At 65.8% G+C, this 21718-nt stretch carries 21 protein-coding genes, 1 tRNA gene and 1 riboswitch; of the genes, 13 read left to right on the forward strand and 9 right to left on the reverse strand.

What is annotated here, in order from left to right:
- Positions 1-6 precede the first annotated feature (6 nt).
- The 4 genes from J2X11_RS00365 to J2X11_RS00380 all read right to left on the reverse strand — a co-directional run bounded on the left by J2X11_RS00365 (position 7) and on the right by J2X11_RS00380 (position 3182).
- Positions 7-705 carry an energy-coupling factor transporter transmembrane component T family protein gene (locus J2X11_RS00365; RefSeq protein WP_309965167.1) on the reverse strand — a complete coding sequence of 233 codons (699 nt, stop codon included), beginning with the start codon at positions 703-705 and terminating at the stop codon, positions 7-9.
- Positions 702-2093 (reverse strand): ABC transporter ATP-binding protein, encoded by a 1392-nt coding sequence (locus tag J2X11_RS00370; protein WP_309965169.1) that lies wholly within the window; start codon positions 2091-2093, stop codon positions 702-704. Before J2X11_RS00370 ends, J2X11_RS00365 begins: the two co-directional genes overlap by 4 nt.
- A 7-nt stretch (positions 2094-2100) precedes the next feature.
- Positions 2101-2727, reverse strand: a complete 627-nt coding sequence (locus J2X11_RS00375) for an ECF transporter S component (protein WP_309965171.1) — start codon at positions 2725-2727, stop codon at positions 2101-2103.
- Positions 2717-2825: riboswitch (TPP riboswitch) on the reverse strand. Its footprint overlaps the gene before it by 11 nt.
- A gap of 48 nt (positions 2826-2873) precedes the next feature.
- Positions 2874-3182: a hypothetical protein gene (locus J2X11_RS00380; protein WP_309965174.1), complete on the reverse strand. Its 309-nt coding sequence runs from the start codon at positions 3180-3182 to the stop codon at positions 2874-2876.
- Positions 3183-3356: 174 nt separating this feature from the next.
- Between J2X11_RS00380 and J2X11_RS00385 the strand changes: the two genes are divergently transcribed.
- From J2X11_RS00385 to J2X11_RS00445, 13 genes are all read left to right on the forward strand, one after another.
- Positions 3357-3629, forward strand: coding sequence for a hypothetical protein (locus J2X11_RS00385; protein WP_309965177.1), 273 nt, complete (start codon positions 3357-3359; stop codon positions 3627-3629).
- A gap of 56 nt (positions 3630-3685) precedes the next feature.
- On the forward strand, positions 3686-5785 hold the full coding sequence (locus J2X11_RS00390; RefSeq protein ID WP_309965180.1) for a tetratricopeptide repeat protein: 2100 nt from the start codon (positions 3686-3688) through the stop codon (positions 5783-5785).
- 25 nt (positions 5786-5810) lie between these two features.
- Positions 5811-6479 (forward strand): GOLPH3/VPS74 family protein, encoded by a 669-nt coding sequence (locus J2X11_RS00395; RefSeq protein WP_309965183.1) that lies wholly within the window; start codon positions 5811-5813, stop codon positions 6477-6479.
- 26 nt (positions 6480-6505) lie between these two features.
- The gene (locus J2X11_RS00400; RefSeq protein ID WP_309965186.1) at positions 6506-7051 is read left to right on the forward strand and encodes an NUDIX hydrolase family protein; all 546 of its coding nucleotides are present in this window, start codon (positions 6506-6508) and stop codon (positions 7049-7051) included.
- Positions 7048-7500: a GNAT family N-acetyltransferase gene (locus J2X11_RS00405; protein ID WP_309965189.1), complete on the forward strand. Its 453-nt coding sequence runs from the start codon at positions 7048-7050 to the stop codon at positions 7498-7500. The genes J2X11_RS00400 and J2X11_RS00405 overlap by 4 nt, the downstream gene beginning before the upstream one ends.
- A 41-nt stretch (positions 7501-7541) precedes the next feature.
- Complete coding sequence (locus J2X11_RS00410; protein ID WP_309965192.1) at positions 7542-8714, forward strand: MFS transporter; 1173 nt, start codon at positions 7542-7544, stop codon at positions 8712-8714.
- Between the two features lie 45 nt (positions 8715-8759).
- A complete protein-coding gene (locus J2X11_RS00415; RefSeq protein ID WP_309965194.1) occupies positions 8760-11423 on the forward strand; it encodes a (Fe-S)-binding protein in 2664 nt (887 codons plus the stop codon).
- A gap of 5 nt (positions 11424-11428) precedes the next feature.
- Positions 11429-11502 (forward strand) — tRNA-Gly (locus tag J2X11_RS00420).
- Positions 11503-11620: 118 nt separating this feature from the next.
- On the forward strand, positions 11621-12088 hold the full coding sequence (locus J2X11_RS00425; protein ID WP_309965197.1) for a hypothetical protein: 468 nt from the start codon (positions 11621-11623) through the stop codon (positions 12086-12088).
- A 29-nt stretch (positions 12089-12117) separates the two neighbouring features.
- Positions 12118-12981: a DUF4097 family beta strand repeat-containing protein gene (locus J2X11_RS00430; protein WP_309965200.1), complete on the forward strand. Its 864-nt coding sequence runs from the start codon at positions 12118-12120 to the stop codon at positions 12979-12981.
- A gap of 11 nt (positions 12982-12992) precedes the next feature.
- Complete coding sequence (locus tag J2X11_RS00435; protein WP_309965203.1) at positions 12993-13928, forward strand: ATP-binding cassette domain-containing protein; 936 nt, start codon at positions 12993-12995, stop codon at positions 13926-13928.
- Positions 13925-14713: an ABC transporter permease gene (locus J2X11_RS00440; protein ID WP_309965206.1), complete on the forward strand. Its 789-nt coding sequence runs from the start codon at positions 13925-13927 to the stop codon at positions 14711-14713. The genes J2X11_RS00435 and J2X11_RS00440 overlap by 4 nt, the downstream gene beginning before the upstream one ends.
- 9 nt (positions 14714-14722) lie before the next feature.
- On the forward strand, positions 14723-15097 hold the full coding sequence (locus tag J2X11_RS00445; RefSeq protein ID WP_309965209.1) for a YchJ family protein: 375 nt from the start codon (positions 14723-14725) through the stop codon (positions 15095-15097).
- Here J2X11_RS00445 and hutI read toward each other — a convergent pair.
- From hutI to hutH, 5 genes are read right to left on the reverse strand one after another with little or no spacing between them, the layout of a single operon-like run.
- Positions 15094-16212 (reverse strand): imidazolonepropionase, encoded by a 1119-nt coding sequence (gene hutI / locus J2X11_RS00450; RefSeq protein WP_309965211.1) that lies wholly within the window; start codon positions 16210-16212, stop codon positions 15094-15096. The genes J2X11_RS00445 and hutI overlap by 4 nt on opposite strands.
- Complete coding sequence (locus tag J2X11_RS00455) at positions 16209-17318, reverse strand: formimidoylglutamate deiminase (RefSeq protein ID WP_309965214.1); 1110 nt, start codon at positions 17316-17318, stop codon at positions 16209-16211. Before J2X11_RS00455 ends, hutI begins: the two co-directional genes overlap by 4 nt.
- Positions 17315-18490: an allantoate amidohydrolase gene (locus J2X11_RS00460; protein WP_309965216.1), complete on the reverse strand. Its 1176-nt coding sequence runs from the start codon at positions 18488-18490 to the stop codon at positions 17315-17317. The genes J2X11_RS00455 and J2X11_RS00460 overlap by 4 nt, the downstream gene beginning before the upstream one ends.
- Complete coding sequence (gene hutU, locus J2X11_RS00465; RefSeq protein WP_309965217.1) at positions 18487-20136, reverse strand: urocanate hydratase; 1650 nt, start codon at positions 20134-20136, stop codon at positions 18487-18489. Before hutU ends, J2X11_RS00460 begins: the two co-directional genes overlap by 4 nt.
- Positions 20133-21653, reverse strand: coding sequence for a histidine ammonia-lyase (gene hutH / locus J2X11_RS00470; protein WP_309965219.1), 1521 nt, complete (start codon positions 21651-21653; stop codon positions 20133-20135). The genes hutU and hutH overlap by 4 nt, the downstream gene beginning before the upstream one ends.
- Positions 21654-21718 lie beyond the last annotated feature (65 nt).

The raw sequence follows: 21718 nt of genomic DNA on the forward strand, positions 1-21718 counted from the left end.
ATCGTGTCAGATCAGGAAGCGGGCAACGATCGCGACAGCGCCGAGCAACGCTGCGACGAAGAGGCCCGCGAAGTCGAGGCGCGTCCAGGTGGCTGGTTCGGCCCAGGTCCGGTCGTGCGCTGTCGCGAATCCGCGCGCATCCATCGCGATCGCCGATGCCGAGGCACCGCGCATCGCCTGAACCAGCAGCGCGAACGAGATGTTGGCGGCGTACCGACCGTTGGCGACCGGATTGCGCTTTGGCCCGAAGCCACGGACCCAGCGCACGCGTTCGAGCTGCTGCCAGGCCAGGCCGAACCCTGTGAACCGCTGCAGCGCTGCAGCGAACGCGGCGATCATGCGCGCCGGGAAGCGCAGCGTCTGGGCGAGGTAGTCGGCGAGGCGGGACGGGTCCACATACCCAGCCATCACGGAACCCGGCCAGGCGAGCACAACGATGCGAGTACCTGCGGTGATCGCCTCTTCGATGTCGTGGCCGCCGAGTCGCCAGGTTGAGTAGACGATCGTGACGGCGGCGATCGCAGTGAAACCGAGGCAGGCCAGCGGATAGCGCCATCCCGGAAGCAGGAGCACGGCAGCGACCACGTATGCGCCGAGGGCTATGAGCGCGACCGGAAGGCTGCGGATCCAGAACGAGCCCAACAGGGAGAACAGCCCGACCGAGAGTTGCACCAGCGGGTTGATACGGAGCACCCAAGACCTCATACGAGCCGACCCTCAGTCATGCGTCGCTCCGCGTCGATCGGCAGGTCGGCGTCGTGAGTCGATACGGCGACCGTCGCGCCTGCCCGACTGGCTGCCGTGACCCATCCGACAACGGCAGCCCACGTGCCCGGATCCTGCCCGACCGTCGGCTCGTCGAGCAGCATCACGCCCGGACGATGCGCAAGTGCAGCAGCGAGTGCCAGACGACGTTGCTCGCCGCCGGAAAGCCGGTACGGGTTGGCGCCGCCGAGGTGACCGAGGCCGAACACCTCCAGAACGGCGTCGACATCAATCGCACGGCCGACTTTGAGGCTCGTCTTCGCGACTTCGTCCGAGACGGTGGAGGCAAGGAATCCGTGCTCCGGGTTCTGCGGCATCCACCCGACGGCCTCCGCAAGGCGCGGCGAGCGCCAGCGGCGAAGGTCAGGCGACACCGTCCCGGAGGCGGGCTTGAGCAGTCCGCCAAGTACCGCGATCGCGGTGGACTTGCCGGCCCCGCTCGGCCCGGTGAACGCGGTGACCGCGCCCGGATCGAGCGTCGTGGTGAAGTCGCGGAGCGCCTTCGTACGCTGAGTGCCGCGCAGCGTACGAGTGACGAGCTCGACTGAGACGTCCCGTGCCGAGATGCTCAACGGCTCAGCTGCCGGAGTGACCAGTGCAGCCGGTACATCGAGCAGCGTTGGCTTGGGCATGTTCGGCATCCACACGCCGTCCGGACGGGGACCGGCGAGGAAGGCCTCCACGGATCCGTCGCTGACGACAACGCCACCGGCGCCCAGGACGATCACGCGGTCGACGTGCTCGAGCCACGGCTCGATGCGGTGCTCGACAACGACCAGCGTGCGGTCGCCGGCCGCGCCGACGATTGCATCGCGAACCGAGGCAGCGGTCGGAGCGTCAAGCATCGACGTCGGCTCATCGAGCAGAAGCAGATCCGGCTGCATCGCGAGCACACCGGCGAGGGCGAGACGCTGCTGCTCACCACCTGACAGCGCCGACGTGAAGTGGTCACGCCCGTAGGTCAGGTCGACAGCTTCGAGTGACTCATCGACACGAGTCCAGATGGCGTCACGATCGAGTCCGGCATTCTCCGGTCCAAACGCGACGTCGCGGCCTATACGTTCTGCGACGACGGCATCGGCGGGATTCTGCAGAAGCAGGCCCAGACGCCCGCCTACCTCGGCGGTACCGCTGAGTTCTCCGGCGATCGTGCTGCCCAGCGCGCCGGCGAGGGCGTACAGAAGCGTCGACTTGCCGGCACCACTCGGGCCGACCAACAGCACCCGTTCGCCGGGCCCGATCCTGAGATCGAGCCCGGCGACGACGGGATTGCGTCGCCCAAGTGGGCGCCACGTGAAGCCAACGAACCTGGCTTCACCGAGTTGCATCAGCCCCTCAATCCACCAGCGCAGCGTCGACCTGTTCGCGCCCGACCGGGAAGGCGTCGAGCACGCCTGCCTTGGCCAGCGCCTGCACGAGGTAGAACCCGCCGAGTCCAGCGACGACGATGCCGGAAATTCCGAAGAAGCCCAGGTAGGCGAGCTTGTAGTCCCAGTCCCAGTCAACCCAATAGGCGTTCCACTCGTAGACCGAGGCGAATGTCGCGGCAGCCAGACCAGTCAGGGCGGCAACGACGACGCCTGAACGCTTGTAGAAGAACAGCAGGAAGGTCAGCTCGGCGCCGAGGCCCTGCCAGAAGCCGGACGCGAAGACGCTGAAGCCCCACTGCGTGCCGCCGACGATGAATGTCGAAACCGCAGCAGCGAGAAACTCGGTGGCGAATGCCGCGCCGGGCTTGCGAACGATCAGGCCGCCGACAACGCCGGCCATGAGCCAGACGCCAGCCAGGAGGCCCGAGCTGGGTGGGAACGAGAAGATGGCCAAGCCGCTGAGCGGCTCGTAGAGCTTGCCCCAGCCCCAGAAGATGACGCCGAAGGCGACTCCCAGGGTGGCAATGGTGACGAGGTCGATCGTGCGATAGCGCACGTCAAGACCCCTCTTGGACGTGGTTGCAGAACTCATCGTGACTCCCTTCGCCGGTACTAACCGGTGCAGGTTCAAGGGTCTGCGGCGGATCCGCACTCTCAGCACCTCTGCGTGGTGCTCCCCTGTCGTGTAACCACGAGCCTACCCCCGGCCGGAGCCCCAGGGCCCCGCCGGGGCAGTAGCTAGATCCGCTTGGTGAGACCTGCCGCGCCGCCATCCTTGGCGACGGTTACCGAGCAGCTGCCCGTGCGATCTGCGGCCGAGCCAGTGGCGACGACGGTCTTGGAGCCCTCGGCGGCGCCAAGCGAGATCGTCGCGGTGGCGGCGAAGAACAACGGCGCCTTGCCCGTCGCCAAGGTGGTGTCGTCAACGCTGACAGTGAACGCTTCGCGCCACTTCAGACCACTGACTTTGACCTGTATGGATGCGCCTGGCATCGCGAAGCCGGGCGCGGTGACCTTGAGGGACTTTGCGGGTAAACGACTAGCCATTTCCTGACCTCCATCTAGTCCCTCCGTGAGCGAGCGTATCGGCGCAGAGCCACCGAGGAGCGAAATCGCGAATTTCACTCGGAAACCAGTCTCAAATCCATCGAAAGGTTCTCTCAAGGGGTGTTTAGGACGGTGGTCTCACCAGCTCGACCAACCCCACCAAGGAGAACCGAAATGACCACCATCCAGAACATTCAGACTCCCAGCCTTCACATCAGCTCCGCTGTGATCCGCAAGGCAGCGGGCACCACTCTGGCTCTCGCCGTCACCGCCGCCGTCGTGTTCGCCGTCGTCAAGTCCGACCCGGCCGAGACCCTCGGCACCGTCATCTACTGGCTCGCATCGATGTACTTCCTCGTGCTCTGCACCTCCATCGTCGGAATCGCCGCTCTCGGCGTCGGCGAGAACGCCAAGGAAGCCCGCAAGACCCAGTACGACATCCACTGACTACGGGGTCCTCGCCCACTAGAATTTGACGTGGGCGGGGAAGCTCAGGAGTCGCGATGGCACAGCCCGAACAGCCACCCGTGGGTGCGTTGCTCAGGCTTGTTGCGTCCGGGGCAGATGTTGACGCCATTCTCGTGGCGTTCTCATCTCTTGGGACCGTGCCGATCGAGCAATTGTCGGCCCGCCAGTGGGAGACCCTCGCCGAAGCCGTCCGCCGCGAGGACGACACCTACCCGGCAAATCTCGCGTGGCGCGCTGCGTACGGCCTGCGCTACCTCGGGCACACCGAACGGTCCTTCCACTTCCTCACCAAGGCAGATCGAACTGAGCTCGATGACGCCGAACGCGCCCACTTCTGCGCTGCCTGGGCTTCGAGTGCCTGGGGCTCGGGTGATGAAGAAGCCTGCGAGTCGCTGACCGCGGAAGCGTACGAAGCGGCCGAGGCCAGCGGAGATGACGGTGCCCTCGCGGCGGCTTGGGAGTCACGGGCGCTGCTCGCAGCGATGCACGCGGACTCGGCCGAGGATCGTCGCGCACACGAGCGGGCGCTCGAACATGCTCTCGCTGCAGGCGCAGACCTCATGGCGTCCCGTGTGCACAACAATCTCGGATCACAGCTGTTTGATGAGTCCCGGTACGCGGAGTCGCTCGAGCAATTCGGCCACGCACTGCGTCTCGCCGAGGCCACCGGACACCTGTCATCGATCGCACTGGTTCGGCACAACTTGGCCGACGTGATGCTGAACCTTGGCCGCCTCGATGAGGCGCTCGTCGAGGTGGAGGCAGCGCGAGCACTCTGGAACTCGGTCGACTCGCCCATGATCGGCGCGGCTTGGCAGGTCCTCGCCGACATTCAGCGGGCACGCGGCAACACTGCCCAGGCGACGATGGCCTACCGCGAGGCCGCGGCGGTCGCTGAGCAGGAGAACGAGACCCAGACCCTCGTGCCAGCTCTGGTCGGAACCGCACTGATCAGCGTCGAGACGGATCCAGAAGAAGCGCGGCTGATCGCCAAGCGCCTCCTACAGATCCCGCTGGGCACCGGCCGAGTCCCCGCCCTGACGACCGCAGGTTGGATCGCGCTGCACGATGGCGATACCGAGTCCGCAATGGCGTTTGCGGCGGAGGCAGTCGAGGAGTCCTCGCGCCGGCAGGCTCGGGCCGCCCTGGCGGAGTCACTCGAGTTGTCGGTGCTCGCCGGTGGGATCGGTGACAGTGAAGCCCGGCTCCGCGAGGCCGCGTCAATCTGGGAGGAGATCGGCAACCCGATCCGTCTTCAGGTCAACGCGATTGTGCACGCCCACCTCTTCGGAACCCCGTTCACCGAACGTTTGGCTCGCGCCACCCTCCGATCGCTCGGCGTGCAGGACGACGCGTACGGCATCGCCGGCCCCTTGCACGCGTTGAGAAATGACCAGGACGACGTACCGGTACGCATCCACACGCTCGGAACGTTCGTCGTCTATCGATCCGGCAGAGCGGTTGCCTCGTCAGAGTGGCCATCCCGCAAGGCTCGCGACATCCTCAAGATCCTCGCGGCACGGGGCGCGAGCGGCATCCGACGTGACGAGATTGCAGACATGCTGTGGCCCGATGACGATGATCCGGGCAGCAAACTCTCGGTCGCGCTGTCACATCTGAAGCGCGTGCTCGACCCGGACAAGCAGTTCGACCCCAGCTACTTCATCATCGCCGACCGCGCCAGTATCCGGATCGACGTCATCAACACCTCAATCGACGCGGTCGAGTTCAAGGGTGCAGCCGCCGAGTCGCTCGCAGCGCATACGTCCAAGGATCCTGGCGCAATCGAGATGCTCGAGGCTGCAGCGGCGATGCATACCGGCGACTTCCTCGCCGACGACCTCTATGAGGACTGGGCCTCGGAGGCTCGCGACGAAGTGGAGGCTCTCGGAAGCGATGTCGTACGCGTTCTCGCCTTCGCCCTCGCCAAGACCAGCGATCCGCAACGGTCCGTCGCGTGGTTTGCGCGACTCATCTCTTACGACCCGCACGATGAGCCGACGTACGAGGCGCTGATCTGGGTGCTGGCCGAGGCGCGGCGCCATGGCGAGGCCAGACGCTATCACCGTATGTACGAGATGCGCATGCGTGAGCTGGACGTGCCAGCCCAGACGTTTGAGGACATGACCGGCTGACACCCTCCGCGTTAACGTGGCCAGCATGAGCACCGCCGAGGACTTCCTCCTGATCGCAACTGATCCGGTGAGCGGAAAGCCCCTGATCTCGTCGCCGCAGGCCGACCCAGTGTTCGGTGGCGCCTTCCTGTTGGACCTCGTGACGGCCGGCCGACTCACACTGGAGGGCGAGGGACGCAAAGCCCGCGTCATCATTGCCAATCGCGCGCCCGTCGACGATCCCCTCACCGAGCTGGCATTCGACCGCATCCGCAATCGAGGCATGCAGAAACCGCAACATGTCGTCACTCGACTCGGCAAGAACGGACGCAAGGATCTCTACGAATCACTCGCTACCAAGGGACTCGTACGTTCCCGCCAGGTCAAAGCGCTCGGCATCTTCCCGCTGACTCGCCACGACATCATCGACACCGCCCGCCGAGATGACCTCCTGACTCGCATCCGCAGCGCGCTCCTTCACGACCAGCCGACCGACGCCCAGACCGGGCCATTGATCGGACTGCTGTCGGCTGCCGACATGGTCAGGATCGTCGTCGACAAGCCAGACCGCAAAGCTGCCAAGGCCAAAGCCAAGGTTCTGGCTGAGGGCGACTGGGCCAGCGAGGGCGTGCGCAAGGCGATCCAGGCTGCACAAGCCGCCATCACTGCTGGCGTAGTCGCTGCGACATCAGCGGCCGCGTCCGGCAGCAGCTAGTAGATGGCGTGGGCCAGAATGGGCCCATGTCAGTTCGCACACCTGATCCCAACCCGGGTTGGCTCCCGGAGTTCGCGCTCGATGAGACTCGGGCAAGGGTGCCGATCTTGTACGTCGAAGCCGTTCCCGTACGCGTCGACGCCCTCGGTCAGGTCGAGAGCATCGGCATCCTGCTCCGCGGCTCGTCCACCACGGGTGTCATGACTCGCACGCTTGTGTCGGGTCGCGTCATGCATGGCGAGTCCGTACGAGAGGCCTTGATCCGCAATCTGCTCAAGGACCTCGGTCCAACGGCGTTTCCCCAGCTTCCGGCGAGCACCGTCCCGTTCTCCGTGGCTGAGTACTTCCCGCTGCCCGGAGTCACACCTCTCTATGACGAGCGTCAGCACGCAGTCGCGCTCGCATACATCGTTCCGGTCACCGGCGAGTGCAACCCCCGACAGGACGCACTCGAGTTGACCTGGCTGACGCCTGAGGAGGCCGCCAGCTCGGAGCTTCTCGACGAGATGGAGGGTGGCCGAGGATCGCTGCTCAAGGAAGCTCTGGCGTCAGTGGGTGCGCTGCCGCGATGACCTCCCTGCTCGTCCGACGGGCGTTGCCCGAGGACCTTGAGGAGATCCTTGAGCTGCAGGCCCAGGACTCGATGCACTACTACGACGAGCCCGCAGAGGTCACCGCCAACCAGCGAGCTGCGTTCGATGAGATCGACGCCGACGTCAACCAGGACCTGCTGGTCGGTGAGCTGGACGGCGAGATCGTGTGCACCGCCCAGGTCACCTGGATGCGAGTGCTGTCAGCTGACGGCGGCCTCTACTGCCAGGTCGAGGCCGTACGAACAGCAGAGGACATGCGCGGCCGAGGCATCGGCGCCATGCTGATGGAGTCAATCGAGGGCGAGGCACGCAAACGCGGAGCCGCTCGGATTCAACTGACGTCCAACAAGGAACGTACGAGGGCGCACGCGTTCTACGAAGGGCTCGGCTACGTGCCCAGCCACGTCGGCATGAAGAAGTACCTCTGACGCCCGCGGCGCCCAATCGCTGGCTGATGCTGGCGGTCGGGATGATCGCTCAGATTGCCGCCACGGTGTACGTCAACGCGGCGCCGTTCCTCATTCCCTACCTGCACCTTGTCCAGGGCTTGTCGCTGGTCGAAGCCGGATTCATCGCCTCGGCGCCCCTGGTCGGCACGACTCTCACGCTGATCGCGTGGGGTGCGATCGTCGACCGCATCGGGGAGCGCACCTCGATGACGATCGGCCTCGCCCTGCTCACAGCCGCGTCTGCAGCCGCCGCGCTCAGCACGTCGTACGTCTGGATCGGCGTGTTCCTCCTGCTCGGCGGCATGGGTGGCGCCTGCACCAACTCGGCGAGCGGTCGCGTCGTCGTTGGCTGGTTCCCGCCGCACCGACGTGGCACTGCGATGGGCATTCGTCAGACTTCATCGCCGCTCGGCGTCGGCATTGCGGTCCTGATCGTCCCCAACCTCGTCGACGCGGAGGGACTGCGTACGACGCTGCTGGTCATTGCCGCGTTGTGCTGCTTCGCCGGGTTGCTGGCGGGAGCAGCGATTGTCGACCCACCGCGGCCAACCCGCTCCGAAGCCGAGGGACTCGGCCACCTCGTCAATCCCTATACGCGCGATCTGCGCCTGTGGCGGATCCACGCGGCCTCGATGTTGCTGGTCATCCCGCAGGTCACGGTCTGGACCTTCGCGCTCGTATGGCTGATCGACGAGCGAGACTGGTCAATCTTCGAGGCCACTCTGCTCGTCGGAGCGACCCAGCTGCTCGGCGCGGCCAGCCGCATCGCCGCAGGCGCCTGGTCGGATCGCGTCGGCAACCGACTCGGCCCCATGCGTACGGTCGCCGTCGCAGCCGCGGCGTCGATGCTGGCGCTCGGATTGCTCGAGGGCACGGCACTCGCAGTGACCCTGATCGTCATCGCCTCAGTCATCACGGTGGCCGACAACGGGCTCGCGTTCACGTCCGTCGCCGAGATCGGCGGCCCCTATTGGTCCGGCCGGGCGATGGGCACGCAAAACACCGGCCAGTTCCTCGCGTCCGCCGCCGTACCGCCTGTCATCGGCGCGATCATCACCGGTCACGGGTACGGATGGGCGTTCGGTCTGGTGGCCCTGTTCCCCCTCATTGCGATCCCGCTGATCCCCGTCCGAGGTGAAGCATCACCGAGGTCACACGACCATGACGCTGCCACCAGAGACGATCACGGGTAGTCTCAGGTCGAACTTAAGAGCAATCCCTGCAGGTAGGAGTGTCTGATGTCCGTTGTGCTGGTGCTGGGACTGTTGATGAATGCGATCATCTTGCCGATCGCAGGCAAGCGAGTCTTCTTTCTCTTCAAGCTGATCACCAGCGGCCAGCCCGCACCTGATCGCGTCGAGGGCGTGACCAGTCGCATCGGCTCGTCGATCAAGACGCAGGTCGTCGAGGTCTTCGGCCAGAAGAAGCTCCTCAAGTGGTCCATCCCCGGAGCCGCGCACTTCTTCGTCTTCTGGGCGTTCCTGATCCTTGCGACGGTCTACCTCGAGGCCTACGGATCGCTGTTCAAGCCCGGCTTCGCCATCCCGCTCGTCGGCAGGTGGGACGGACTCGGCTTCCTGCAGGACTTCATCGCCGTCATGGCGCTCGTCGGCCTCGCCACGTTCGCCATCATCCGCATCAAGAACGCCCCGTCGCGTCTGGGTCGCAAGTCACGCTTCTCGTACTCGCACCTCGGCGGCGCCTGGATCGTCCTCGGGATGATCGTCCTCGTCGTCGCCTCGATGCTGATGTTCCGCGGAGCGGGCGTCAATACCGGTCAGTTCCCGTACGGCAAGGGCGCATTCGCCTCGCACATCGTCGGTGGCTGGCTCGATGGCTTCAGCGAGCACACCAACGAGGTCCTCGAGCACGTCGGCCTGCTGCTCCACATCGGCATCATGCTGGTGTTCCTGATCCAGGTGCTCAACTCCAAGCACCTCCACATCTTCCTGGCGCCGCTCAACGTGCTGTTCAGCCGTCGCCCCAACGCTCTCGGCTCGATCAAGCCGATCATGATCAACGGCAAGCCCCTCGATCCGGAGACGATGGAAGACCTCGAAGAAGAAGACTTCGAGAAGCTCGGTGTCGGCAAGGTCGAAGACTTCAGCTGGAAGGGCATGCTCGACTTCGCGACCTGTACCGAGTGCGGTCGTTGTCAGAGTCAGTGCCCTGCATGGAACACCGAGAAGCCACTGAGCCCCAAGCTCCTGATCATGGGTCTGCGCGATCACGCATTCGCCAAGGCGCCCTACACGCTGGCCAAGGATGACGCCGCCCGCGAAGCGTTGCCCGACAAGGTCAAGGCCGAAGGCGAGCGCGCACTGGTCGGACCGACCGAAGGCGATGCGTGGCACCCGACGGGTGGCGCGGTCATCGACCCCGACGTCCTGTGGTCCTGCGTCTCCTGTGGTGCCTGCGTTGAGCAGTGCCCCGTCGACATCGAGCACGTCGATCACATCATGGACATGCGCCGCTACCAGGTCATCGTCGAGTCGAATTTCCCCGCCGAGCTGACCAACATCTTCAAGGGCCTCGAGCGCAAGGGCAACCCGTGGGGCATGGATCCCAAGGGTCGTATGGACTGGGCCAAGAACCTCGACTTCGAGGTCAAGCAGGTCGGCGTCGATGTCGAAGACCTCGACGAAGTCGACTGGCTGTTCTGGGTCGGCTGCGCCGGCGCTTACGAGGACCGTGCCAAGAAGACGACGCAGGCTGTCGCCGAGCTGCTCGACATGGCCGGAGTGACCTTCGCGGTCCTCGGCGATGGCGAGACCTGCACGGGTGACCCCGCCCGTCGTGCCGGTAACGAGATGGTGTTCCAGCAGCTGGCAATGCAGAACGCTGAGGTGTTCAAGGAGACCAAGGTCAAGAAGGTTGTCTCCACCTGCGCCCACTGCTTCAACACGCTCAAGAACGAGTACGCCGAGTTTGGCGTCGAGCTCGAGGTCGTGCACCACACACAGTTGCTCAACCGCCTCGTACGCGAAGGCAAGCTGACCCCGCTGGCACCCGACGCGGAGACCGAGAAGAAGAAGATCACCTACCACGACCCCTGCTTCATCGGTCGTCACAACAAGGTCTACGAACCCCCGCGCGAGCTCCTCAGCGTCATCCCCGGAGCCGAGTTCACCGAGATGCCCCGCAACTCGGAGAAGTCGTTCTGCTGTGGCGCCGGTGGTGCCCAGATGTGGATGGAAGAGACCATCGGTTCGCGCATCAACGTCAACCGTACGAAGGAAGCCGTCGCAACGGGCGCCGACCAGATCGCGGTTGCCTGCCCGTTCTGCCGCGTCATGCTGTCGGACGGCCTGACCGCTGAACAGAGCGAGGGCAATGCTCGCGAAGACGTCGAGGTCCTCGATGTCGCGCAGATGCTGCTCGCCGGTGTGAAGCGCGCACCGGCCAAGGTCGCCAAGCCGAGCCAGGCCGACGACGCAGCTGTCGTCGCCGAAGCGGAAGCCGCTACGGCTGCCGCCGTGGTCGAGGAAGCCGCACCTGCTGCCGAGGCTGTTGAGGAAGCCCCTGCGGTCCCCGACGTACCTGCCGGCGACAAGGAAGAAGCCGCCTGGGACAACGTGGGTGCCGTCAACGCCGACGCCGCTCCTGCTGCCGAAGCTCCGGTCGAGGCCGAGCCTGAGCCTGTTGCCGAGCCCGAAGCCACGGCCACAAGCGATGTCCCTGACGAGATCGTCGCTGTTGAGGATGCGCCGGCGGCCGAGGTCGTGTCGGAAGACGCGGCTACGCTGAGCGATGCGAACCCCAGCGGTGCAGAACTCAGCGAGACGGCTACCCACGCCGCTGACGTCGATACCCACGCCCAGGTGACCGATGAGGACGCCGTCGAGGAATGGGTCGAAGAGGGCGGTACGCAGACGGACAAGGACGACGAGACGAAACCCTGAGTCGTGCGGACGTAGTTCAATTGCAGAACGTCGGCCTTCCTGGTCGAAGACGTTGGTTCAAATCCAGCCGTCCGCTCCACATTCTCAAACGGGTCCAGCACATGCTGGGCCCGTTTTTGTCTGCCCTGGCAGGGATTTGACGGTCGTGACATCACTTTGACTTGATTCTGACGCCAGAGTGGTGTCATAGTGGTGTCATGAACCTTTCACAGTACGTCGACGAGATCCACCAGGCGATGCTCGTCGCCGCCGAGAACGGCGGAGAAGACACCAAGTCACTGGAGTCGACCGCACGCCTGGTCCTGCTCGACGCCCTGTCGGCAGCGGCGAGTGAGATCACCAGCGAACTCGCCCCGGGCTCGGTCGACGTACGTCTGCGCGGACGCGATCCCGAGTTCGTCGTGACACCGGCACCGAGCAGCGAGTCCTTCGAGGACGCCCTGCCGGCTGCACCCGTTGCCCCCGAAGCAACCGACGACACCAGCACAACTCGTACGACACTCCGCCTCCCCGATCAGCTCAAGGGCCGCGTCGAAGAGGCAGCCAACCGTGAAGGCCTCTCGGTCAACACCTGGCTGGTTCGCGCCATCTCGGGCGCGCTTGAGCCAACCAGGCGTACGACCACCATCACGGGCGGCAACCGACTCAGCGGGTGGGTCAACTGATGTCCACCCTCAACCTTCAGGAGAACACCATGAGCACCTTCCCAACACCTGAGCCGATCGACGTCACGATCGACGTCGCCGTCGGCAACGCGACCTTCATCGCGAGCGACCGCACCGACACGGTTGTCGACGTCCGACCGACCAACCCGGCCAACAAGTCCGACGTCAAGGCTGCCGAGGAGACTCGGGTCGAGTTCGCCAACGGCAAGCTCGAGGTCCATGCCCCGAAGGGCTGGAAGCACTACGCCTCGTTCAAGGGCAACTCGAACTCGATCACCGTCACAATCGAGCTGCCGACTGGCTCAACCCTTCATGGCGATTCGGCGATGGGCAACTTCGTCGCTGAGGGCAAGCTCGGCAACGTCCGCCTCAAGACCGCGATGGGCAATATCGAGCTCGACCGCACCGCGGCTCTCGTCGCACGCTCCTCTTTCGGCAACATCACGGTCGAGGACGCCGACGGACCCGCAGAGATTCACACCTCGTCGGGTGACCTCACCATCCGCAAGGTGGCAGGCAAGACTCAGGTCAAGAACTCCAACGGCACCACGAAACTCGGTCAGATCGGTGGCGACCTTCACGTACGTTCGTCGAACGGCGACATCACGATCGACAGCGCCGACGCGTCCGTCGACGCCAAGACCGCGAACGGCACGATCCACGCCGCCAACGTCGCCCGCGGCACGGTCACCCTCGCGACAGCAGCGGGTGATCTCGAGGTCGGCATCCGCGAAGGCACGGCAGCTTGGCTCGATGTCAGCTCGTCCTTCGGCAACGTCAACAACACGATGGCGGCCACCGACGGGCCTCCCCCATCCGGCGACACCGTCGAAGTGCGCGGCCGTACGTCGTTCGGTGACATCACGATCCGCCGCTCCGCGGCCTCGGCGTGAGAGGAATGACCATGTCTGCCATCAGCACCACAGACCTGCGCAAGTCGTACGGCGACAAGCTCGTCCTCGACGGCATCGATCTTGAGGTTGAGGAGGGCACCGTATTCGCCCTCCTCGGGCCCAACGGTGCCGGCAAGACGACCGCCGTCCAGATCCTGTCGACGCTCATCAACGCCGACGGTGGGTCCGCCTCGGTAGGCGGCCATGATGTCGCCGCCGATCCCAATGGCGTACGAGGGGTGATCGGCGTGACCGGTCAGTTCTCAGCCGTCGACAACTTGCTGACGGGCGAAGAGAACCTGCGACTGATGACCGATCTGCGCCACCTCGGCAAGGACGCGGGCACTGAGCGGATCGCCGAGCTGCTTGGGCAGTTTGACCTTGTCGAGGCAGGAGCAAAGCACCTCGCGACCTACTCCGGTGGCATGAAGCGCCGCCTCGACCTGGCCATGACCTTGGTCGGCAGCCCGAAAATCATCTTCCTGGACGAGCCGACGACCGGTCTCGACCCACGCAGCCGCCACACCATGTGGCAGATCGTGCGCAAGCTGGTGTCGGAGGGCGTGACGATCTTCCTCACGACTCAGTACCTCGACGAGGCTGACGAGCTCGCAGACCGTATTGCCCTGCTCGACGGCGGCAAGATCGTCGCCGAAGGTACGCCGGCTGAGCTCAAGCGGCTCATCCCCGGCGGCCACGTCACGCTCCAGTTCGCTGACGCCGATGCTCTGAGCTCGGCTGGCAACGCGCTCAACGCAGCGACCTCCGACGCTGATGCCCTGACTCTCGATGTCGAAAGCGATGGCAGCGTTCGATCGCTGCGGTCGATCCTCGATCAGCTCGACGAGACAGGCGTGGAGGTCGAGAACCTCACGATCAACACCCCCGATCTCGACGATGTCTTCTTTGCCCTGACGGGCTCCGCACCGAAAGGCGAACAGTCATGAGCACGATCACTCACACCCTTGTTGATTCACGCACGATGTTGCGTCGCAACCTGTTGCACGCCAAGCGCTATCCGTCATTGACGCTGATCGTCGCGGCGCTTCCGATCGTCTTCCTGCTGCTGTTCGTCTTCGTCCTCGGTGACACCTTGGGTGCGGGTCTCGGCGGTGGCGGCGGTCGGGGCGACTACCTCAAGTACGTGATCCCCGGCATCTTGGTCATGGGTATCGCCGGAGGAGCGCAGGGCACCGCGATCTCGGTCGCGATGGACAAGACCGAAGGCATCATCGCGCGGTTCCGCACCATGGCAATCTCGCGAGCTGCTGTCCTCACAGGACACGTACTCGGCAGCCTGATCCAGACCGCAATCGGCATCATGGTTGTCGTCGCCGTCGCGCTTGCAATCGGCTTCCGCCCCAGCGCCAACCCGATGGAATGGCTCGGTGCGATCGGCATGCTTGCGCTGATCACCTTCGCGCTGACCTGGCTTTCGGTCGCGATGGGCATGTGGTGCAAGACGGTCGAGGGCGCAAGCAACCTGCCGATGCCGCTGATGCTGCTGCCGTTCTTCGGCAGCGGATTCGCACCCACCGAGGGGATGCCTGCCGGTGTGCGCTGGTTCTCCGAAAACCAGCCGTTCACGCCGATGATCGAGACCCTTCGCGGCCTCCTGACAGGCACACCGATCGGCAATGACTGGATCTACGCCATCGGCTGGTGCCTCGTCATCGCGGCGATCGGATACGCCTGGGCGCTCAAGTCCTACAGCAAGGACCACACAAGTTAGCCTGCGTTCATGACCAGGTGTCCGTGCCTCAGCGGGCTCACGTACGACGACTGTTGCGGGCGGCTGCACTCCGGTGCAGCCGCTGCTCAGTCGGCTGAGCAACTCATGCGATCGCGATTCAGCGCCTTCGCCGTCGGCGATCCCGACTACCTGCTCGCCAGCTGGCATCCGAGCACTCGCCCGGCCGAGCTGGAGCTCGACGCAGACCGGCGTTGGTATCGGCTCGACATCATCGCCACCAGCGGCGGAACGCCCTTTGAGACAACCGGCGTCGTGGAGTTCGAGGCGTACTACCGCTCACCACAAGGAGCTGGCAGCCAGCACGAGGTCAGCCGCTTCGTCCGCGAGAACGGTGCCTGGTTGTACGTCGACGGCACTCGCTAGCCAACGACGAGCGGGACACCTGGGCGGTAGGCCAGGTGCACGTACGACGGGGCGTTGAGCACGGCGAAGTCCGCCTTCGCACCAACTCCCAGATGTCCGACATCGTCGAGGCGCAACGATGCGGCGCCACCCTTGGTCGCCGACCAAAGCGCCTCACGCGGGCTCATGCCCATGTCGCGCACAGCGACGGCAATGCAGAACGGCATCGACGACGTGTAGGAGCTGCCCGGATTGCAGTCCGTCGCGAGCGCCACCGTCACGCCCGCGTCGAGGAGTCGGCGGGCATCCGGATAGGGCTGCCGAGTCGAGAACTCCACGCCGGGCAACAACCCCAGAACGATGCCTGAGTCGACCGCGGCAGCAATGTCTGCATCGGAGAGGAAGGTGCAATGGTCGGCCGCCGCACCAAGCTCTGCCGCAAGCTGCACACCGGGGCCCAGGCCGAGCTGGTTGGCGTGGATCCGAGGCAGCAGTCCCGCAGCGATGCCGGCCTCGAGCACGGCGCGTGACTCATCGGCACCGAATGCGCCGTCCTCACAGAACACGTCGATCCAGCGCGCGTACGGGGCGCACCGCTCGAGCATTTCGCCAGTCACCAGCGCGACGTACGCCGCGATCTCCGTCTCGGCGGGCACCACATGCGCTCCGAGGAACGTCGTGTGCTCGGTGAACTGCTGCGCGATCGCCAGGGATCGTGCCTCGTCGTGAGTCGTCAGCCCGTAGCCGCTCTTGATCTCGACCGTCGTCGTGCCCTGCGCTCGCATCTCGGCGAGATGTCGCGCGACGTTGGCGGCGAGCTGCTCGTCGGTGGCGGCCCTGGTCGCGGCGACAGTCGTCCGGATACCGCCGGCTTCGTAGGCCTGACCGGTCATCCGCGCCTCGAACTCCGCGGATCGATCGCCGGCGAACACCAGGTGGGTGTGCGAGTCGACGAATCCAGGGATGACGGCTGCTCCCCCGACATCGCGTACGGCATCCGCTGCTGGGGCCTCGTTGCGCTGGCCGAACCAGGCGACTGTGCCACCGTCGACGATGAAGGCAGCGTCGTTCAGGAGCGGGCGCTCGTCATCCCAGGTCACGAGCTCGCCGATGTTGGTGACCAACAGGGTGCTCATACGCGGTCCCAGCACGCGTCGATCGCCGATTCGAGCAGATCGGCGATGTCGGTCGGGTCTCCCTCGACGTCTGCGGCCGTGGCAGCCCACAGGAGTTCCTCGGCGCCGGCCGTACGAATCGTGTCGGCGATCTCGATCGTGTCGGGTACGACGAAGCCCAGCGACTCATGTCCCGTGGTCGTCGCCGCGAGCCACAGTTGATCAGCGGTCCATGCACCGCGTATGCCAGTCGACAGCCGTTCGTGCATCTCGACGGCACGAGCCTCGGCGAACATGTCGATCACGGTATTGCTGTCGGAGCCAAGTGTCAGCCTCGCGCCAGCATCGCGCAGCGCGACGCTGGGGCCGATGCCATCGGCGAGCTCCGCCTCGGTGGTCGGGCAGAAGCACACGTATGAATGTGCCGTGCCGAGCATCACGACGTCGTCAGTGGTGAGGTGAGTGGCGTGGACGGCGGTCGTGCGCGGAGTCCAGACACCAGCTTCGGCGAGCAGGGCGACCGGCGTCATGCCTGTGGCGGCGATGCACTCGGCGTTCTCGGCGGGTTGCTCGGACACGTGCACATGCAGGGGTGCGTCCGACATGGCGGCGGCGACGGTCGCGAGCTGGTCGCGGGGAACCGCGCGTACGGAGTGGATCGCTGATCCGATCACCACGTCGTCCTCGCCGGCGTACTTGCTGGCCAGCGACTCGACCCGAGTCGCCCACGCATCGGCGGTGCCGTCGGTGAATCGGCGCTGGACACCTTCCGGCGCTTTGCCAAAGCCGGCCGCGAGGTAGCACGTGTCGAGCAGGGTGATCCGTATGTCGGCCTCTCGCGCTGCAGCGATCAGCGCCTCCCCCATCGCATTGGGCTCGTCGTACGGCCTGCCGTTGGGCTGGTGGTGGACGTAGTGAAACTCTCCGACGCTACGAATCCCGGCGAGGTTCATCTCGCAGTACGTCGCCCGCGCCAGCTCGAACAGCAGGTCCGGGTCGAGCACCCCGGCCAGCGCGTACATCTGATCGCGCCAGCTCCAGAAGCTGTCGGCCCCCGTCACGCGCCCACGCAACGCGCGATGGAACGCGTGGCTGTGGCAGTTCGCGAATGCGGGGACTGCTGTCACGTGGCCAACTCACGTACGACGGCGGCGAGGGCGACGATCCCGGCCTCACAGTCAGCGTCCTCGGCGAACTCGGCGGGTGAATGCGAGACGCCGGTCGGATTGCGTACGAAAAGCATCGCCGTCGGGATGTGCGCACTCAGCACTCCGGCGTCGTGGCCAGCGCCAGTCGGCAGCACCGGCGCATCGAGCAGGGTGGCCAGGCGATCGCGGAGCGCGGCATCGAAGTCGACCGCTGGGCTCACCGACTCCGTGGTCAGCTCGACTGTGGTGCCATCGAGTCCTGCCTCAGCCTGGGCTGCAGCGATCACATTGTCGACAAGTCGATCCAAGGTGGCTTCGTCGGCAGCACGCGCATCGAGCCAGGCGCGGACCCGCGACGGTATGGCGTTGGTGCCGCCGGGCTCGACCTCGAGCCGTCCGAAGGTCGCGCGCGCACCAGCATCAGAGGCGAGGCGGCGAGACGCGAGCACAGTGGCAGCGTAGGCCTGCATCGGATCGCGGCGATCCTCCATCACCGTCGCGCCGGCGTGATTGGCCTCGCCGCAGAAGTCGAGTCGCCAACGCCCATGCGGCCAGATCGCCGAGGCAACGCCAACGGCATCGCCGGTATGGACGAGCGAGCGGCCCTGCTCCACGTGCAGTTCGACGAACGTACCGATCTGGTCGAGCAGGTCTGTCGTGCCGACTGCCTGCGGGTCCCGACCCCGAGCTTTCAGAACCTCGGCCATCGTGACTCCGTCACGATCCTTCTGGGCCAGAGCCCGATCCGCCGAGAGTGCCCCGGTGATCAATTGCGAGCCAGCGCAGGCGATACCGAAGCGCGCCCCCTCCTCGTCGGCGAAGTTGCCGATCACTACCGGTCGGCTCGGGACGACGCCCTCATCCTTGAGTCTGTCGACGGCCGCGAACGATGACACAACGCCGAGCGGACCGTCGTACGCACCTCCATCCGGGACGGAGTCGAGGTGCGAACCGATCAGGAGTGCGTCACCGCCACTGCCCCACCAGGCGAACTGATTGCCGTTCCCGTCCTCGACGAGCTCCAGGCCGCGTGCGGCCGCCTCCCCGGCGAACCACTCGCGCAGCTCCATATCGGCGTCGTTCCACGCATACCGGCGATAGCCGCCAGTCGACGGATCGCGCCCAATGTCGGCGAGGTCGGCGATGGTCATTCGCTCATCGGGACGCGCAGGCCCCGCTCCTTTGCCACTTCGGCTGCCCGCTCATACCCAGCATCGACATGGCGCATGACTCCCGTACCCGGATCGTTGATGAGCACGCGCTCGATCTTCTGCGCAGCCAGCGGAGTGCCGTCGGCGACGATGACTTGGCCCGCGTGGATCGAGCGGCCGATGCCGACACCGCCGCCGTGGTGAATCGAAACCCAAGTCGCGCCTGATGCCGTGTTGAGCAGCGCATTGAGCAGCGGCCAGTCAGCGATTGCGTCAGAGCCGTCGGCCATGGCCTCAGTCTCGCGGTATGGCGACGCGACCGAGCCGGAATCGAGGTGATCGCGGCCGATCACGACAGGAGCACTCAGCTCGCCTGACGCGACCATCTCGTTGAAGCGCAGCCCGGCCAGGTGACGCTCCTTGTAGCCGAGCCAGCAGATGCGCGCGGGCAGACCCTCGAAGTGAACCTTTTCCTGCGCCTTCGTGATCCAGCGCGCGAGGTGCTCGTCCTCGGGGAAGAGTTCGAGGATCGCCCGGTCCGTCGCAGCGATGTCAGCCGGATCGCCCGAGAGGGCAGCCCAGCGGAACGGTCCCTTGCCTTCACAGAACAGTGGCCGGATGTACGCCGGTACGAAGCCGGGGAACTCAAACGCCCGCTCGAACCCACCGAGGCGAGCCTCTTCGCGGATCGAGTTGCCGTAGTCGAAGACCTCGGCGCCGGCGTCCATGAAGCCGACCATGGCGCGTACGTGCTTGGCCATCGACTCACGCGCCCTGAGCGTGAAGCCCTCCGGATCACGGGCGGCTTCGGCATGCCAGTCGTCGACGCTGATGCCCTCAGGCAGATAGCTCAGCGGATCGTGTGCACTGGTCTGGTCGGTCACGATGTCGATCGGCGTGCCGCGCTCCAGCAGCTCGGTGAAGATCGTCGCGGCGTTGCCGAGCACGCCCACCGACAGTGCCCGGCGCTCGCTCTTGGCCTCGACAGCGCGCTCGACGGCCTGGTCAAGATCGGTCCAGTACTCGTCGAGGTAACCGTGCTTGACCCGTCGCTCAAGTCGCGTCTCGTCGACGTCCACGACCAGCGCGACGCCATCGTTCATCGTCACGGCGAGCGGCTGCGCTCCGCCCATGCCGCCGGCGCCGGCGGTGAGAGTCAGCGTGCCCGCGAGGGATCCTCCGAACCGTTTGCGAGCGACGGCGCCGAACGTCTCGTACGTGCCCTGCAGGATTCCCTGCGTGCCGATGTAAATCCACGAGCCGGCCGTCATCTGTCCGTACATGGTCAGACCCTCGGCCTCGAGCTTGCGGAATTCCGGCCACGTCGCCCAGTCGCCCACCAGGTTGGAGTTGGCGATCAGCACCCGCGGCGCCCACTCGTGCGTACGGAACACACCGACCGGCTTGCCCGACTGGACCAGCAACGTCTCGTCGTCGGCGAGAGTCTCGAGGGTGCGAACGATCGCGTCGTACGCCTCCCAACTGCGCGCTGCTTTGCCAGTTCCGCCATAGACGACGAGATCCTCGGGGCGCTCGGCCACCTCAGGATCGAGGTTGTTCATCAGCATGCGCATGGGCGCCTCGGTCTGCCACGACTTCGCAGTGATCGTGGTGCCGCGGGCTGCGCGAACGGTGGGTCGGTTCATGAGATCTCCTTCTGGGCTGCTTCGAGGAGGGCGCCGGAGCGTACGAGTTCCGTGGCGGCCTCGAGGTCGGGGGCGAGGAAACGGTCAGGGCCGGGGCCAGCGACTCTCGTGCGCAGCAGCGCGATCGCTGCTCCGGTCGCTGGGCCGGGTGTCAGAGGCGCTCGGAGGTCGATGCCTCGAGCGGCCGTGTAGATCTCGATCGCAAGCACACGGGTCAACAGGTCAACGGACGTACGCAACTTGCGTGCCGCGGACCAGCCCATCGACACGTGGTCCTCCTGCATCGCGCTCGACGGGATCGAGTCGACGCTCGCGGGAGCCGCCAGTCGCTTGAGCTCCGAGACCATGGCGGCCTGCGTGTACTGCGCGATCATGTGACCCGAGTCGACCCCGGGATCGTCGGCGAGGAACGGTGGCAGTCCCTGGTTGCGCGACGCGTCGAGGAACCGGTCCGTGCGACGCTCGCTCATGCTGGCGACATCGGCGACCGGGATAGCGAGGAAGTCGAGTACGTACGCGAGCGGTGCACCGTGGAAGTTGCCGTGCGACTCGATACGCCCATCGTCGAGCACAGACGGATTGTCGATCGCCGCTGCGAGCTCGCGGCCAGCGACGGTCGCAGCGTGCGCGAGGGTGTCTCGCGCGGCGCCGTGCACCTGTGGGGCGCAGCGCAGCGAGTACGCATCTTGCACGCGTCCATCTCCGACGCGGTGGCTCGCCACGATCGGAGATCCGGCGAGCAGCGACGCCATGTGGGCGGCCGACTCGGCCTGTCCCGGATGCGGGCGGAGAGCCTGCAGATCGGCGGCGAGCACGCGATCGGTGCCCATCAGCCCTTCGATGCTCATGGCCGCCGCGAGATCAGCGGTGTCGAGAAGTTGACGCAGGTCGTGCAGCGCGAGCACCAGCATCCCGAGCATGCCGTCGGTGCCGTTGATCAGCGCGAGCCCTTCCTTCTCGGCCAGCTCGATCGGTGCGAGACCGTACGACGCCAGCGCTTCGCCGGCGGGACGAATGACGCCGTGGTCCTCGACCTGTCCCTCGCCCATCACGGCGAGCGCGCAATGTGCCAGCGGCGCCAGGTCGCCGGAGCAGCCGAGGCTGCCGTACTCATGGACGAGCGGTGTCAGACCGGCATTGAGCATCGAGGCGTACGCCTCCGCCGTCTCGACGCGTACGCCGGTGTGGCCCGATGCCAACGTCGACAGCCGCAGCAGCATGAGAGCGCGAACGACCTCGTTCTCCACTCGCGGCCCAGTCCCCGCAGCGTGCGAGCGGATCAGGCTCTTCTGTAGCTGCGTCCTCAGCTCGGGCTCGATGTGCCGTGTGGCCAGAGCTCCGAAGCCGGTCGAGACGCCATAGACGGGCGTGTCCGACGCAGCCATCTCCTCGATGACGGCGCGCGACTTCGCGATCGCCTCACGCGCTTCGGCACTCAGCTCGACCAGCGCGCCCTCGCGCGCCACGCGTACAACATCTTCCGGCGACACAGCGCCGACGCCCACCACAACAGTCATATTCCATAGGACTCCACGAGGGCAGCCCGGCGCTACGGGCTGAGCGACAAACTAGTCTCGGATAC

This window comes from Aeromicrobium panaciterrae (genome assembly GCF_031457275.1).
Taxonomy (GTDB): Bacteria; Actinomycetota; Actinomycetes; order Propionibacteriales; family Nocardioidaceae; genus Aeromicrobium; species Aeromicrobium panaciterrae_A.